Origin of the sequence: Allostreptomyces psammosilenae, from assembly GCF_013407765.1 — a bacterium.
Classification (GTDB): Bacteria; Actinomycetota; Actinomycetes; order Streptomycetales; family Streptomycetaceae; genus Allostreptomyces; species Allostreptomyces psammosilenae.
The window spans coordinates 819605-835019 of record NZ_JACBZD010000001.1; the positions used below are offsets into that span (position 1 = coordinate 819605).

General features: G+C 74.8%; 14 protein-coding genes and 1 riboswitch. Of the genes, 11 read left to right on the forward strand and 3 right to left on the reverse strand.

Annotation, left to right across the window (positions count from 1 at the left end; genetic code table 11):
- Nucleotides 1–1393 precede the first annotated feature (1393 nt).
- The 9 genes from FHU37_RS03240 to FHU37_RS03285 all read left to right on the forward strand — a co-directional run bounded on the left by FHU37_RS03240 (nucleotide 1394) and on the right by FHU37_RS03285 (nucleotide 11487).
- Nucleotides 1394–2416, forward strand: coding sequence for a FecCD family ABC transporter permease (locus FHU37_RS03240; protein WP_246450175.1), 1023 nt, complete (start codon nucleotides 1394–1396; stop codon nucleotides 2414–2416).
- Entirely contained in the window at nucleotides 2416–3201 is a 786-nt protein-coding gene (locus FHU37_RS03245) for an ABC transporter ATP-binding protein (RefSeq protein WP_179812711.1), read from the forward strand. Before FHU37_RS03240 ends, FHU37_RS03245 begins: the two co-directional genes overlap by 1 nt.
- 74 nt (nucleotides 3202–3275) lie before the next feature.
- A complete protein-coding gene (locus FHU37_RS03250) occupies nucleotides 3276–4382 on the forward strand; it encodes an ABC transporter substrate-binding protein (RefSeq protein ID WP_312892399.1) in 1107 nt (368 codons plus the stop codon).
- Between the two features lie 230 nt (nucleotides 4383–4612).
- The gene (locus FHU37_RS03255; RefSeq protein WP_179812713.1) at nucleotides 4613–5641 is read left to right on the forward strand and encodes a pyridoxal-phosphate dependent enzyme; all 1029 of its coding nucleotides are present in this window, start codon (nucleotides 4613–4615) and stop codon (nucleotides 5639–5641) included.
- Nucleotides 5638–7686, forward strand: coding sequence for a methyltransferase domain-containing protein (locus FHU37_RS29215; protein ID WP_312892400.1), 2049 nt, complete (start codon nucleotides 5638–5640; stop codon nucleotides 7684–7686). The genes FHU37_RS03255 and FHU37_RS29215 overlap by 4 nt, the downstream gene beginning before the upstream one ends.
- 85 nt (nucleotides 7687–7771) lie before the next feature.
- Nucleotides 7772–7952, forward strand: a riboswitch (cobalamin riboswitch).
- A 39-nt stretch (nucleotides 7953–7991) separates the two neighbouring features.
- Nucleotides 7992–9014 carry an ABC transporter substrate-binding protein gene (locus FHU37_RS03270; protein WP_179812714.1) on the forward strand — a complete coding sequence of 341 codons (1023 nt, stop codon included), beginning with the start codon at nucleotides 7992–7994 and terminating at the stop codon, nucleotides 9012–9014.
- Nucleotides 9008–10072 carry a FecCD family ABC transporter permease gene (locus tag FHU37_RS03275; protein ID WP_179812715.1) on the forward strand — a complete coding sequence of 355 codons (1065 nt, stop codon included), beginning with the start codon at nucleotides 9008–9010 and terminating at the stop codon, nucleotides 10070–10072. The genes FHU37_RS03270 and FHU37_RS03275 overlap by 7 nt, the downstream gene beginning before the upstream one ends.
- Before the next feature lie 95 nt (nucleotides 10073–10167).
- On the forward strand, nucleotides 10168–10983 hold the full coding sequence (locus FHU37_RS03280) for an ABC transporter ATP-binding protein (RefSeq protein WP_218904199.1): 816 nt from the start codon (nucleotides 10168–10170) through the stop codon (nucleotides 10981–10983).
- An 18-nt stretch (nucleotides 10984–11001) separates the two neighbouring features.
- Complete coding sequence (locus FHU37_RS03285; RefSeq protein WP_179812717.1) at nucleotides 11002–11487, forward strand: MarR family winged helix-turn-helix transcriptional regulator; 486 nt, start codon at nucleotides 11002–11004, stop codon at nucleotides 11485–11487.
- Between the two features lie 59 nt (nucleotides 11488–11546).
- On the opposite strand, the gene FHU37_RS03290 is transcribed toward FHU37_RS03285, so the two are convergent.
- From FHU37_RS03290 to FHU37_RS03300, 3 genes are all read right to left on the reverse strand, one after another.
- Nucleotides 11547–12674: a hypothetical protein gene (locus FHU37_RS03290; RefSeq protein WP_179812718.1), complete on the reverse strand. Its 1128-nt coding sequence runs from the start codon at nucleotides 12672–12674 to the stop codon at nucleotides 11547–11549.
- A gap of 122 nt (nucleotides 12675–12796) precedes the next feature.
- Nucleotides 12797–13426, reverse strand: a complete 630-nt coding sequence (locus FHU37_RS03295) for a LysE family transporter (RefSeq protein WP_179812719.1) — start codon at nucleotides 13424–13426, stop codon at nucleotides 12797–12799.
- Nucleotides 13427–13536: 110 nt separating this feature from the next.
- The gene (locus tag FHU37_RS03300; protein WP_179812720.1) at nucleotides 13537–14355 is read right to left on the reverse strand and encodes an AraC family transcriptional regulator; all 819 of its coding nucleotides are present in this window, start codon (nucleotides 14353–14355) and stop codon (nucleotides 13537–13539) included.
- A gap of 114 nt (nucleotides 14356–14469) precedes the next feature.
- Between FHU37_RS03300 and FHU37_RS03305 the strand changes: the two genes are divergently transcribed.
- Together FHU37_RS03305 and FHU37_RS03310 are read left to right on the forward strand one after the other, a co-directional pair.
- Nucleotides 14470–14982 carry a Chromate resistance protein ChrB gene (locus FHU37_RS03305; RefSeq protein ID WP_179812721.1) on the forward strand — a complete coding sequence of 171 codons (513 nt, stop codon included), beginning with the start codon at nucleotides 14470–14472 and terminating at the stop codon, nucleotides 14980–14982.
- Nucleotides 14979–15407 (forward strand): chromate resistance protein ChrB domain-containing protein, encoded by a 429-nt coding sequence (locus tag FHU37_RS03310; protein ID WP_179812722.1) that lies wholly within the window; start codon nucleotides 14979–14981, stop codon nucleotides 15405–15407. The genes FHU37_RS03305 and FHU37_RS03310 overlap by 4 nt, the downstream gene beginning before the upstream one ends.
- Nucleotides 15408–15415: the final 8 nt, after the last annotated feature.

Genomic DNA, 15415 nt, shown 5'->3' on the forward strand with positions numbered 1-15415 from the left:
CCACCGCGCGGGGGAATCCGGAATTCCTTTTGCCGGCCTGTGGATAACTCTGATGAATCTTCAACCGCGCCTAGGGGGCCCAGGTGGGTCCCCCCGATTTCCACGTTCTCACAGCTGGGCGAGGTGGCGGTAGGCTGGTTTTCTCCCTGTGGATAACTCGGGTGAATCCTCAACCACCCCTAGGGAGGCCCGGGTGGGCCCCCCGTTTTCCATGTTCTCACAGTTGGGGTGGGGTGGTGGCGGGACTTTTTCTTCCTGTGGATAACTCTGGTGAGCCTTCAACCGCCTGTAGGGGGGCCTGGGTGGGTCCCCCCGATTTCCACGCTCTCATGGTGGTAGTGGGTGGCGGTAGTCCCCTCTTCGGGCCTGTGGATAACTCTGGTTAACTTTCAATTGATGCGAGGGTTTGTCTGATTGTCCGCCCGGCAATTGGTCGGCGGTCTGCCCGGTAGTTTGGCGGGTGGTGCGGGCCGGCAGTGTGGGCCGGCGGTGCCGCTCGGCGGTGCCGCCCGGCGGTGCCCCGCCCGGTGGTGCGAGCCGGCGGTGCCCAGCCCGATGTCGTGGCCCGGTGGAGCCGGTCCGGGCCATCCCTGACGCCATGTGAGCGCGCCCGGGTGCGCCCGGGGCGCGCCACCCCTGTGTGAGCGGCGCGCCCCCGACGTGTCGCCGTCCGCCCCGTGGCCGCGACCTTCGGCGTGCGACGCCACCGGGAGCCCCCTCCCCGCCCGGTGCGGGCGTCCCCGTCCGGGCAGGGGGAAGAGCGCAGCGAACAGGCCAGGAGGGGGCCAGCGCACCGCCGGCGGGCGTCAGCCGGGAACCAGCCCACCGGTCCGTCCGACTGCTGGTGCGTCTGACCGGCACGGGACATGGCTGTGGGGGAGGCGGCGAATCGATGAACGGCTCGGCCGCCCACACCACCGACCCCAGCGCCGCCAGCGCGACAGCCACGTCCCACGGCACCGCCGGCATCACCGGCCCCGGGCTCGCCCGGGTGACCGGCGGCGGCGCACCGGGGGCCACCGGGCGGCCGATCCGCCCGCACGGCCGGTCACCCTCCCGGCAGTCGACGGTGGGGGAGGAAGCGATGACCGACGCCATGGCAGGCCGCGCAGCGGAGACGCCCGAGGTCGCCGAAGCGGCGACGACCCGACGAACCACGCCCGGTCGGGATCCCATGACGGCTGGGCGGCCCGACACCCCCGGGGCCGGGACGACCGAGGAGGCCGGACACCCGACCACTCCAGCGCCAATCACGACCATCATCCCCACCACCGACGACACGGCCGCCACTCCGAGCACGGCCGCCACTCCGACCACGGCCGCCACCCCCAAAAAGACCAGCACCGCAACGACGACCCCCACCCCGACCACCCCACGCGACGGCCGTGGCCGGCTGGCCGCGTGGTTGCTGCTCCTCGCGGTCGCGCTCGTCCTCTCCGTCCTCGCGGGCATCGCGCTCGGCCCGACCACCGTTCCGCCCGCCGACGTCCTGCGGCACCTCCTCGCCGCCCTCACCGGCGGCTCGCTCCCCGCCTCCGACGCCGCCACCTACGCCATCGTCTGGGAGGTCCGCACCCCCCGCGTCCTGCTCGCCGTGCTCGTGGGCGCCGGGCTCTCCGTCGTCGGCGTCGCGGTGCAGGCCATGGTGCGCAACGCACTCGCCGACCCCTTCGTGCTGGGCGTGTCCTCCGGCGCGTCCGTCGGTGCCGCCGCCGTGGTGGTGTTCGGGGCGTTCGCCGCGCTCGGCGTCTACGCCCTCTCCGCCGCCGCCTTCCTCGGCGCTCTCGGCGCCACCCTCCTGGTCTACGTCGCCGCCCGCACCCCGTTCGGGCTCACCCCGCTGCGGCTGGTCCTCACCGGCACCGCCCTGGCCTACGCCTTCCAGGCCGTCACCAGCGTCCTGGTGTTCCTCGCCCCGCACGGCGAGGCGGCCCGCACCGTGCTGTTCTGGCTGCTCGGCAGCCTCGGCGGCGCCACCTGGGGCTCGCTGCCGGTGGCCGGCGCGGCGGTCGCGCTCGCCGTGCCGGTGCTGCTGCGCCTGGGGCGGTCCCTGGACGTGCTCTCGATGGGCGACGAGACGGCGGCCAGCCTCGGGGTGGACGCCTCCGCCCTGCGCCGCGGGCTCTTCCTGCTCACCGCCGCCGTCACCGGCGCGCTGGTCGCGGTCAGCGGCGCGGTCGGGTTCGTCGGCCTGGTGATGCCGCACCTGGTGCGCATCCTGGTCGGTTCCGGCCACCGCCGCGTCCTCGCCGTGGCACCGCTGGCCGGCGGCTGCTTCCTGGTGTGGGCGGACATCGTCTCCCGCACGGTCGTCGCCCCCGAGGAACTGCCGCTCGGCGTGGTCACCGCGTTGGTCGGGGTGCCGGTGTTCGTGGCGCTGATGCGCCGTCGCGGCTACCTCTTCGGGGGGGCCTGATGGAGTTGGCGCTGCGCGGGCTCTGTGTGACGACGGCCGGGCGCGCCCTGGTCCGTGAGCTGGACCTCGACGCGTCCTCCGGCGAGGTGGTCGGGCTGGTCGGGCCGAACGGCAGCGGCAAGTCCACGACGCTGCGCTGCGTGTACCGGGCGCTGCGCCCCACCGCCGGCCGGGTTCTGCTGGACGGCCGGGACGTCGCGGACTGGTCGCTGCGCCGCAGCGCGCGCCACGTCGCCGCGCTGACCCAGGAGAGCCGCGCCGAACTCGACTTCACCGTCTGGGAGGTCGTGGCGCTGGGACGCGCGCCGCATCTGCGCGGCAACCGGCCGCTGGGCGAGGCGGACCGCGAGCTGTGCCAGTGGGCGCTGGCCCAGGTGGGGGCGGAGCACCTGGCGGAACGCGGCGTGCTCGGGCTCTCCGGCGGCGAGCGGCAGCGCGTGCTGATCGCCCGGGCCCTGGCGCAGCGCCCCCGGCTGCTGGTGCTGGACGAGCCCACCAACCACCTGGACGTGCGCCACCAGCTCGACGTGCTGGCGTTCCTGCGCCGGGCGGGGCTCACCGTGCTGGTGGCCCTGCACGACCTGAACCTCGCGGCGGCCGTCTGCGACCGGATCGGCGTGTTGGATGGCGGCCGTCTGGTGGCGGTGGGACGGCCGGCGGAGGTGCTCACCCCGGAGCTGGTGTCCGCGGTGTTCGGGGTGCGGGTGACCGTCGTCCGGCATCCGGAGACGGGCGCGCCGCAACTGCTCTACACCCTGCCCGAGCCGGCCGAGGAGTCCCGATGAACCGTTTCCCCTCACCACGGTGGCGCCTCGGCGGCCGGCGGCGGGCCCGCTCGGGGGCAGGTCCGCATCCCGGTGTGGCGCGCACCACCCGCACCGCCACGCCCACCACCCCGCGCGCCACCAGATGCACAGCCACGCTCGCCACCAGAAGCACAGCCACGCTCGCCACCAGGCGAACAGCCACGCGCACGACCCTGCTGGCGGTGACGCTGTCGCTGCTGGCGGCCGGCTGTGGCGCCAGCGTGGAGCCCGCTCCGGCCGCCTCCGGCGCGACGGCGGCGCCGGTCACCGTCACCAACTGCGGCAGACAGGTCGGCTACGCGCAGCCGCGGCGGCCCGTCGTCTACGACATCGGCGCCGTGGAGATGATGTTCGCCCTCGGCCTGGCCGACCGGATGCGCGGCTACGTGATGAACACGGTGGAGGACGCCGCCATCGCCACCTCGCCCTGGCGCGAGGACTTCGGCCGCGTCGAGCGCCTCGGCGACGGGCGGATCAGCCGGGAGATCGTGCTGGAGGCCGGCGCCGACTGGGTGTTCGCCGGCTGGAACGCCGGCTTCAGCGAGGAACGCGGGATCACCCCGGAGATCCTGGCCGACCTCGGGGTGGCCAGCTACCTGCTGACCGAGACCTGCCGGGCGGGGGAGGACGGCGAACGGCGCGGGGTGGTGCCTCCGCTGGAGGCGCTGTACACCGACCTCACCAACCTGGGCCTGATCTTCGGCGTCGAGGAGCGCGCCGACGCGCTGGTGCGCGAGCTCCAGCAGCGGATCACCGCCCTGGAGGCGGCCCGCCCGGAGGGCGTCGATCCCGCGCGGGTGTTCGTCTACGACTCCGGGACCGACCAGCCCTACACCTCTGGCCGCTTCGGCGCGCCGAACGGCGTGATCGAGGCCGCCGGGGGCCGGAACGTGCTGGCCGACCTGGCGGACACCTGGACCGCCGTGGGCTGGGAGTCGGTGGTGCGCGCCGATCCGGAGGTGGTGGTCATCGTGGACTACGCCGGCCAGAGCGCCGACGACAAGCGCGCCTTCCTCGAAGCCCATCCGGCGATGGGCCAGGTCTCGGCGGTGCGCGAGGGCCGGTTCTTCGTGCTGCACTACGCCGATCTGGTGGTCGGCCCGCGCAACGTCGCCGCGGCCGAACGCCTCGCCGCCTACCTGCGCTCGATCGGCCGGTGACCGCCCCCGTGGTGCCCGAAGCCGCCGCCCGGCCCGCCGGCGGCGCCCGACTGCGTCCACCGGCCGGCCGCTCCTCCACCGTCCCTCCACCCGCCCGCCGCCCGCTGCTCCGCCCGCCGCCCCGTCCCCGCCCGACCACGCCCGTGCGCACGCCCACACCTCCCAACCACCGGTAGCGGCGCTACCCCAGCGAGAGGCATCCCGTGATACACGAGCACATCGCAGACGCCATGAAGACGCCCGCCCTGGTCCGGCTGACCGACTCCCTCGTCCTCGCCCGGTTCGAGACGATGAAGATCTACTCCGCCCTGGCCGCGGTCCGCCAACTGCTGGAACGGGGCGTGGTGCACCCCGGCCAGACCCTGGTGGACAGCTCCAGCGGCATCTACGCCTACGCCCTGGCCCTGGCCTGCCACCGGTACGGCATGCGCTGCCACATCGTCGCCTCGACCACGGTCGACGCCACCGTCCGCGCCCAGCTGGAGATCCTGGGCGCCACCATGGAGCAGGTGACGCCCTCCTCGAACCTGAAACTCGACCAGGAACTGCGGGTGCGCCGGATCGGGCAGATCCTCGCCGAGCGCCCCGACGTGCACTGGATGCGGCAGTACCACGACGACATCCACTACCTCGGCTACCGCGAGTTCGCCGACCTGGTCGCGGCGGAGCTGGGGGACCGCCCCGTCACCGTGGTCGGCGGCGTGGGCTCCGGCGCCTCCACCGGAGGCCTGGTCGAGTACCTGCGCCGCCGCCTGCCCTCGGTGCGGCTGGTCGGGGTGCAGCCCTTCGGCAGCGTCACCTTCGGCAGCGAGCGCTTCCAGGATCCGGAGGCCATCATCGCCGGCATCGGCAGCTCCATCGTCTTCGACAACGTCCGGCACCACCTGTACGACGGCATCCACTGGCTGGACTTCGCGCACGCCATGGCCGGCACCGTCGCCGTCATGCGCGAGCACGCCGTCTTCGCCGGGCTGTCCACCGGCGCCTCCTACCTGGCGGCCGGTTGGGAGGCGCGGCGCGCGCCGGAGCGGATCCACCTCGTGATCGGCGCGGACACCGGCCACCGCTACGTCGACCGGGTCTTCGCGCGGCACCGGGAGGCGCTCGACCCCGGCACGCTGCGCCCCGTCGAGATCGCTTCCCTGGACGAGCTGGCCATGCCATGGTCCGTCATGCCGTGGTCCCGCCGGCGGTATCCGGAACCCACGACGAGCTCCGCCGCCGCCGGCGGCGCCAACCCCCTGGAGGTGGCATCGTGACGGTCGTCAGCCTGGAATCCCTCACCTTCGGCCTCGGCCGGCTGGTGGAGGCAGCCGACGAGTTGGGCGAACGCCTCTGCCTGCTCACCCGGGACCGCTCCTGGTACGCGCACGAACTGGCCGCGCTGCCACCCGGCGCGCTGGACGTCGTCGACGTGGAGACCTTCGACCCCGGCGCCTGCGCCGAAGCGCTCGCCAGGGTGCCGTCCCCGCGCGGCCTGATCAACTCCACCGACACCTGGGGACTGGTGGGCGCGGAGCTCGCCGCGGAGTTCAAGCTGCCCGCCCTGGACCGCGAGGTGATCGCCCTGCTGCGGGACAAGGGGCGGGTGCGCGCCCTGCTGCACGCGCGCGGCCTGAGCCGGGCCGGCGCCGTCGACGTCGACCCGGCCGCGGCCGGCGCCGCCGCGGCCGTCCGGCGTGCCACCGGGCTGCCCGCCGTCCTCAAGGACAGCGCGGGCACCGGCAGCCAGAACGTCTGGCTGGCCCGGGATCCGGCGGAACTGGACGCCGCCCTGGACGCCGCGCGGCACGCCACGCTCCGCGGCCGGCTGCTCGCCGAGCCGTTCCTGTCCGGGCCCGTCTACAGCGCGGAGACGCTCACCTGGCGGGGCGACACCAGACTCCTCGGCGTCTCCAGCCGGCTGATGTCCCCCGAGCCCCGCTTCCGCGAGGAGGTGACCGCCCTCCCGGTCGCCTTCCCCGAGGACGACCGCTCCCGGCTGGAGCACTGGCTGTCCGAGGTGCTGGCCGCGCTCGGCTACACCGACCGGTTCGCCCACGTCGAGTTCGCCTGGACACTGGACGGCCCCGAGATCATCGAGGTCAACCCCCGCATCGGCGGTGCCCTGGTCGGCGAGGGGCTGTGCCGCTCGCTCGGGTACAACGTCTACCGGGCCATGGTCGAACTCGCCCTCGGCCGCCGCCCGGAGCTGCTGGACCTCGACCCGCCCGGCGGCCCCGCCGTCGCCTTCGTCCTCGGATACCCGGACCGCCCCGGCACGCTGGCCGGCGTGAGCGGCCTGGAACGCCTGGAGGCGATGCCCGGCTCGCCGCGCTGGTTCCCCACCAAGCGGGTGGGCGACCCGATCGAGCACCTCGACGACAGCCGGGGCTACGCCGGCATCGTCTGCGCGGAGGGCGCCACCGCCGAGCTCGCCACCCACCGCGCGGTCGCCGCCGCCAACGTGCTGCGGGTGCGCACCCGGCCGGAGGCGTCCCCGTCGGAGGCGACCCGGCCGGGGGAGGCGACCCGGTCGGCCGCCCCCGACCGGGCGGCGCGGAACGAGCCGCCCGGCGAGCAGTGGTACGAGGACGAGGACTTCTGGGTGGAGTTCCACGACTTCCTGTTCTCCGAGCGCCGGGTCGCCCAGGCCGAGGAGATCCTGGAGACCTCCCCGCTGTTCGCCTTCCCCGAGCGCGCCCGGATCCTGGACCTGGCCTGCGGGGCCGGCGTCTTCACCGCACCGCTGGCCCGGCGCGGCCACCGGGTCACCGGCCTCGACCGCAGCGCCGCCATGCTGGAGCGGGCGGCCGAGGCGTGCGCCCGGGTGGGGGCGCGGGCCCGGATGGTCCGCGCCGACATGCGCGAGCACGTCGAGCCGGAGGCGTACGACGTGGTGCTCTCGCTGTTCACCTCCTTCGGCTACTTCGAGGACCCGGCGGACAACCTGCGCGTCCTGCGCGCCGCCCACGACTCCCTCGTCCCCGGCGGCGAGCTGCTGATGGACCTGTCCGGAAAGGAGATCCTGGCCCGCCGGACCGACCTGTCCCGGGTGGTGCGGCAGGGCGAGGACCTGATGGCGCAGGTCGACACCGTGCTGGACGACTGGACCCGGATGCGCAGCGACTGGACGCTGGTGCGGGACGGACGGGTGCGGCGCGCCTCGCTCGTCTGGTTCGTCTACAGCGCCGCCGAGCTGCGCGCCATGCTGCGGGAAGCCGGCTTCACCGACGTGCGCTGCCACGGCGGTTTCGACGCCCGGCCCTACGACGCGTCGGCCGAACGGCTGGTGATCCGCGCACGCCGGGCGGAGGCCGGCTGACCGCCCCCGCCGGAGCGTGCCGGCTGTCGCGGTCTGCGGCGAACCCGGCCGTGGGCCGGCCACCCGTCTGGGTGGCCGGCCCACGGCCGGGTTACGCTACGGCGGTCATCTGCGCGACGGGAACCAGGAAGCCGGTGTGAATCCGGAACGGTCCCGCCACTGTGACCGGGGAGCGGACCCCGTTGTCGACCACTGCGCCCACGCGCGGGAAGGTCGGGGCGAGCGCTGATCCGGGAGTCAGGAGACTGGCCCGTCGCGAACCATCCACGGGGCGTGGACACCCCTAGGAGGATCGTGTGTTCGGCATGTCTGCCCACGTCGCGCTGCGCTGCGCTGCGTTCACCCTCGTCGCCACCTCGCTGACCGCCTGCGCCGGCGGCCCCCCGGCCGTTGGCGCCGACCCGGCCGGGACGTCGGCCACCGGGCCGGCCGCGACCGGCGCCGCCGCGACCGGCTTCCCGGTCACCGTCGAGAACTGCGGCGTCACCACCACCTACCAGGCACCGCCGGAACGGGTGGTGACCATCCACCAGCACCCGGCCGAACTGCTGCTCGCACTCGGCCTGGAGGACGTAATGGTCGGCACCGCCTTCCCCGACTCGGCGGTGCTGCCCGAGTACCGCGAGGCCCACGACGCCATCCCCCAGCTCTCCGAGAAGGAACCCGACTTCGAGACGGTGCTGGCCGCCGAGCCCGACTTCGTCTACGGCGGCTACGGCAGCGCCTTCGCCGAGAACGAGGGCCGCTCCCGCCAGTCCTTCGCCGACGCCGGCATCGACACCTACCTCAACCTCGAGTACTGCACCGAGGGACCGGTGACGATGGAGCAGGTCCACCAGGAGATCCGCAACCTCGGCGCCATATTCGGCATCCCCGACCGGGCCGAGGAACTGATCGGTCGGATGGACGGCCGGCTGGCGCAGGTGGCCGCGACCCTCGGCGACGCCGAACCGGTCGACGTCTTCGTCTACGACAGCGGCGACGGATCGGCGTTCACCGCCGGCGGCCGGGGCATCGGCCAGGAGATCATCCGGCTGGCCGGCGGACGGAACGTCTTCGGCGACCTCGACGAGGTGTTCGGCGACGTCTCCTGGGAGCAGGTCGTCGAGCGCCGCCCCGAGGTGATCGTCATCTACGACTACTACGGCAGCGGCAGCGTCGAGGAGAAGAAGCGGTTCCTGCTCTCCCAGCCCGCCCTGGCCGACGTGCCGGCCATCCGGGAGCAGCGGTTCGCCGTGCTGCCGCTGACCGCCACCATGGTCGGGGTGCGGCCACCGTCCGCGGTGGCCGACCTCGCGCCGCTGCTCCACCCCGAACTGGCGTGGTGACGCCGCCGCGCCCCGGGCGGCCCGGCTACCCGCTGGTCATCGGCCTGCTGCTGGCCGCCCTGCTGCTGTCGCTGACCGTCGGGCTGACCATCGGCTCGGTGACGGTGCCGCCCGCCGAGGTCTGGGGCGTCCTCGCCCGCCGGCTCGGCGCGCCGTGGCCCGCCGACCCCTCCTGGTCGGCGGCGCACCGGACGATCGTCCTCGACGTCCGCGCCCCGCGCGCCCTGCTCGCCGCCGTGGTCGGGGCCGGGCTGGCGGTGGTCGGCACCACCATGCAGGCGCTGGTGCGCAACCCCCTGGCCGACCCCTACCTGCTGGGCATCTCCTCCGGCGGCTCGCTGGGCGCGGTCCTGGTGATCACCTCCTCCGTGCCGCTGCTGGGCGCCGTGCCGCTGCCGCTGGCGGCGTTCGCCGGGGCGCTGCTGGCGATGGTGCTGGTGTACGCCGCGGCCCGCAGCGGCGGGCGGCTCACCACGGTGCGCCTGGTGCTGGCCGGGGTGGCGGTGGCCTCCGTGCTCTCCGCCCTGACCAGCCTCGCCCTGCTGACCGCGGAACGGGGCGGCCAGGCCCGCGAGGTGCTCAGCTGGACGCTGGGCGGGCTCGGCGGCGTCCGCTGGGACACCCTGCCGCTGCCGGCGGGCGTGCTGCTCGGCGCGGTGGCCGTGCTGCTGCTCCAGGCCCGCTCGCTGAACCTGCTGCTGGCCGGCGACGATCCGGCGATCACCATGGGGCTGGACGTGGCCCGCTTCCGGGCCCGGATGTTCGTGCTGCTGTCGCTGGTGACCGGGGTACTGGTCGCGGCGAGCGGGCCGATCGGGTTCGTCGGCCTGATGGTGCCGCACGCGGTGCGGCTGCTGGTCGGCGGCGACCACCGGCGGGTGCTGCCGGCTGCGGCCCTGGCCGGCGCGGTGTTCCTGGGGCTGGCGGACGTGGCGGCGCGCACCGTGGCCGCCCCGCAGGAGATCCCGGTGGGCGTGCTCACCGCCCTGTGCGGGGGGCCGTTCTTCCTGTGGCTGATGCGGCGGGACGCCCGCCGGGCCGAGGGGGTGCTCGCGTGACGACCGGTCCGCGCAGCGCCCCGGCCACCCCCGGTGCCCCCGACACCCCGGGCGCCCCCGACACCCCCGACACCCCCGACGCGCCCGCCGCCGGGCTGGACGTGGAAGCGCTGACGGTGCACGCCGGGGCCCGCCGGCTGGTGCACGACCTCCACCTGACCGTCGCCCCGGGCGAGGTGGTCGGCCTGGTGGGACCGAACGGCAGCGGCAAGTCCACCCTGCTGCGCACCGTCTACCGGGCGCTGCGCCCCACGGCGGGCCGGATCGTGCTGGACGGCCGGGACACCGCGCGGCTGCCGGCCCGGACGCTGGCCCGCACCATGGCCGCGGTGGTGCAGGAACCCGGGGGCGACTTCGACCTGACCGTGCGGGAGGTGGTCGCCATGGGCCGCACCCCGCACAAGCGGCTGCTGGACGCCGAGGGGGCCGAGGACGTCCGCCTGGTCGCGCAGGCGCTGGCCCGGGTCGGCGCGCGGGACCTGGCCGACCGGCCGTACGGGCGGCTGTCCGGAGGGGAGCGGCAGCGGGTGCTGATCGCCCGGGCGCTCGCCCAGCGGCCGGCCCTGCTGGTGCTGGACGAGCCCACCAACCACCTGGACGTGCGGCACCAGCTGGACGTCCTCGGGCTGCTGCGCGAACTGCCGGTCACCGCGCTGGTCGCGCTGCACGACCTCAACCTGGCCGGGTACTTCTGCGACCGGCTGTACGTGCTGCGCCGGGGCGCGCTGGTGGCCGCCGGGCCGCCCGCGGAGGTGGTCACCCCGGGGCTGCTGGCGGAGGTCTACGGGGTCGCCGCCGTGGTGGCGGAGCATCCGGAGACCGGGGCGCCGCAGGTCACCTACCTGCCCGGACGGCCGGTGGACGCGGCCGGTGGGCTAGGGTCGGGGGCGCAGCTGCCGGACCAGAGATAGCGGACCAGGTCGTTCATCGTGTCGAGCCAGCCGAACGCGCCCCACGAGCCCCCCGGCTTCGAGCTGCCGTTGCGGCTGCTCCTCGGCTTCCGGGTGCTCGTCGACGACCTGCACGCCGAGCTCGCCCGGCAGGGCCACCCGCAGGTGCGTCCGATGCACGGCTTCGTCCTCCAGGCGATCGGCCCGGACGGCACGACCGCCGCGGAGCTGGGGCGGCGGCTGGGCGTCTCCAAGCAGGCGGCCGGCAAGACGGTCGATACCCTGGAGCGCCTGGGCTACGTGCGACGCGGCACCGATCCGCAGGACGGCCGCCGCAAGGTGGTGCGGCTCACCGACCGGGGCGTGGACTGCCTGGCCCTCTCGGCGCGCGTCTTCGAGGAGCTGCGCGCCGGGTGGGCCCGGACGCTGGGCCCGGAGCGGCTGCGCGAGCTGGAGTCGGACCTGCGGAAGGTGACCCCCGCGGAGTTCTTCCCGCTGGACGTGCCGGGCTGGTTCGGCGGCTGACGCGCCGCGGCCCCACCGGCCGCCCCACCGCCGGGGCACCCCGGTCCGTCCCCGCGCTCTCAGCCCCGGTCGGTCTCGCCGGTCTCGGCGCCCCCGGCCGCCTCGCCGTCCACGAAGGGGGCGAGTTCGGAGCCGTAGTCGCTCGGCAGGGTGTCCTCCTCGCGGTCCTCACCCTCGGTGGCGTACACCATGTCCGAGCAGGTGACGCTGTCGTCGCCGAGGACCTCGACGGTGCCCACCAGACGGTGGGTGCGTGCCTCGTAGACGTCCACCCGGTAGCGGCCCTGGTAGTACTCGACGCTCACGCCGCCCGAGTAGACGCACCGCTCCACGTAGCTGTCGTCGACCCGGCCGACGTTGTGGCTGCACGCGACCAGCTGCACCGCGTCCGCGGGCACCTCCTCGGACTCCTCCTCGGTGGCGTCCCCGCCGTCGGCCGAGAAGTCCGGGCCGTAGCCGTCCACCCGCCGGTTCTCCACGTGGAACAGGACCAGGGGGTGCGGGCCGGCCTCGCCGTAGGGGGCGGCCTGCGGGTAGCGGGCGCCGCCGCGCTCGCAGGCGCGGGCGAAGTCGGACAGCTCGGCGGGGCGTTCGTCCACGGTGGTCGGGACCAGCTCGGGGAGCACGACCAGCCACGCCACCACGCCCAGGACCAGGGCGCCGACCCCGGCCCCGACCGCCCGCCGGGCGATCGGGGTGGGTGCCGGCCTGCCGCCGTTGATGGCGCGCAGCAGGTCCCGGCGGGCCGTGACCAGGCCGATCGGGACGGTACGCCGCTGCCCCTCGGAGTCCACGACGCTGAGGTCGTAGACCAGGCCGTCGTCGTTCATCCCGGCGGGGGCGACGCCGATGACGGCGTCCCACGGGATGGAGGCCAGGCCGCCCAGCCGCTCCGACCACACCAGCAGACCCTCGTCGCAGACGGCGTACCAGAGCCGGCCGCCGGGGGAGCCGATCGCAGAGCCGTAGACCCACCCGGCGTAGCCGGCGAGGACCAGCGGCGGGAGCAGGACGGCGAGCCACCAGTTGCCGACGGAGAAGTACAGCCAGCCGGTGGCGAGCGCCGTGCCGACGAGGAGCATCCCCAGGGCCCGGGTGCCCCAGCTGCGGCGTTGCCGGTGCACCCGGCGCAGTTCCCCCAGACCGGCCTGCCGCGCCGGTTCCGACAGCCTCCGGCGTATGCCCAATCCCCTCACCCCACCGTCTTGTGACAGCACGTCAGGTAGATGGCGGCCGAGTCTAGCTCCGGTGGCGGCGATGGGGGCCCCGTCCGACCGGATTTCCCGGGGTCCCTCCGGCAGGTGGCCCGTCACCCGAGCCGGCACAGCTGGAGGAGGGCGAAGACCAGCAGCGAGACGCCGCAGCACGCCTCCAGCACGCGGACCGCCACCGGCGGCAGCGCCCTGCGCAGCACCACGATGAGCCCGGCCGAGATCACGCACCACAGCAGGGAGGAGGCCATGAAACCGGCGAAGAAGACGGCCAGCTCCGCCGTGCCGGCCCGCGCACCGCCCAGCACGGCGCCCACCCCGCCGGCCGCGCCCGACCAGTAGACGACGTTCCACGGGTTCGCCAACGACATCCCCGCACCCACGGCCATGGCCCCGCGGTCCTGACCGCCGTGCGGCTCCGCCGCCGTCGGATCGGGGCCCTTCCGGGCCAGCGCGTCACGCAGGCCGGTCACCCCCAGCCAGGCCAGCAGCAGGCAGCCGGCCACGGTGAGCGGCACCCGCAGGGCCGGCACCGCGAACAGCGCCCCCGCCCCAGCCAGGCCGAGCACCGCCCAGACGGCGTCGCCCACCAGCGAGCCGACCTGTACCGCGAGGGCGGGGCCGAACCCACCCCGGATCCCGCGCCGCAGGGACTCGCTGAACACCGCGCCCGGAGCCGCGTTGAACACCAGCCCCAACCACAGTGCCACCATGAAGATCTCGGTCATGGCGGCCACTGTGGCGCCGGGCGCGCCGCCCGGTCTTGTCGGATGTTGACCCGGGACTGCCGCGGGACCTGCGACTACCAGGGGATCCGGGACCGCCGAGGCACCTGGGACTACCGAGCGGGCTGGGACCGCCGACGGTACCGGCCCGGGGTGATGGCGTAGGCCGCGGTGAAGTGCCGGTGGAGGTGCGCCTGGTCGGCGAAGCCGAGCCGGTGGGCGACGTCGGCGACGGCCTCGCCCCCGCGCAGCCGCCGCCGCGCCTCGGCCAGCCGGGCGGACAGGTGCCAGGCGTAGGGCGGGGTGCCGGTGGCACGGGTGAACGTCCGGACCAGGTGCTCCCGGGACATCCCGGCCTCCGCGGCCAGCTCGGCCAGTGAGGGCGTGCCGGACAGGTCGGCGCGCAGCCGGTCGAGCACCGCGGCGATCCGCGCGTCGGCGGGCTCGGGGGCACGCGCCGGGCGTCGGCCGGCGGCCAGGTCGAGCAGCCGGGACAGCACGAGCGTCAGCCGCTCCTGGGCGACGGCGGCGGACTCGGCCGTCGCGGGGCGCCCGTCGGACGGCAAGGCACCCAGGGCCCGGGCCGCGGCGATCAGCTCCGCGCGCAGCCGCGCGGAGCGGACCACCGGCCGCTCGAAGTCGACCGCCGCCCGGCCGGTCAGCGCCTCCACCGCCGAGGGCGGGACGTACCAGCTCACCGCCGCGTAGGAGGACTCCGGCGGGACCTCGGTGGTGCTCGACTGGACCTGGCCGGGGTTGTAGACGGTCACCTCGTCCAGGCCCACGTCGAACGAGGCGCGGTCCAGCCGGACCCGCTCCAGCCCGCAGAGGTTGACGCTGATCACGTACTCGTCGTGGCTGTGCCGCGGGAACCCGCCCGACGGTGGACGCACCACCGCCAGCTGACCGTCGCCCCACTCCGTGACCCGCATCCGCCGAGCCTACGACAGGCCGCGGCGGCGGCCGGCACCCGCGCGCTTGCCCCCTCGCCCTCGCCGGTGTAACCATGGTTACAAGCAAGCTGCCGATGGGAAGGGGGTGGTGGTGTGGAACAGCCCGGCACGTGGGTGTTGCTGTGCTACCGGGTGCCGCGCGAGCCGTCCGCGCCGCGGATCGCCGTCTGGCGGCGGCTGAAGCGCCTGGGCGTCGCCCAGCTGGTGGACGGACTGGTCGCCCTGCCCGCCGACGCCTACACCCGGGAGCAGCTGGGGTGGGTGGCCGAACAGGTCGTGGAGGCCGGCGGGACGGCGACGGTGTGGTTGGGCAGGCCGGCCGACGCGCGCCAGGAGCGGGAACTGGCCGCGGCCATGGCGGAGGCACGCCGGGCGGAGTACCTCGCCGTGATCGCCGAGGCCGAGGATGCCGCCGGCCGAGACGGGGCCGCCCGAGGCCAGGCGGTGCGCCGGCTCCGTGGCGAACTGCGTCGGATCAACCGCCGCGACTACTTCCCACCGCCCGAGGCCGAACGCGCCCGCCGGGCCGTGGCCCACCTGGCCCGAGGAGCGGCAGACCAACCCGCCGCGGACACCGCGAGTGATGTGGAGGAGCGACAACTGTGAAGTGGGCGACCAGAGCCGGCGTGCACATCGATCGGGCGGCGTGTGCCTGGCTGATCCGCCGCCACATCGACCAGGAGGCGGAGTTCGTCTTCGTCACCGACCCTGACCAGGTGCCAACCGACGCCACCGCCTTCGACATGCGGGGGGTGGAACTGTCCCACCACGGTCCGGACTGCACCTTCGAGACGATCCTGCGTCGATACGACCTCACCGATCCGGTGCTGTGGAAGCTCGCCGAACTCGTCCACGAGGCGGACATCGACGACGAACGCTTCGACGCCCCCGAGGCCCGCGGACTCGACGTGGTCCTGCGGGGCCTGTCCATGGTCCGGGACGACACCGAGGTGCTCGAACTCACCGCCCCCCTGTTCGACGGCCTGTACGAGTACCACCGCCGAGCACTCCTGCTCGGTAGACCCCTGTGACTTCACCC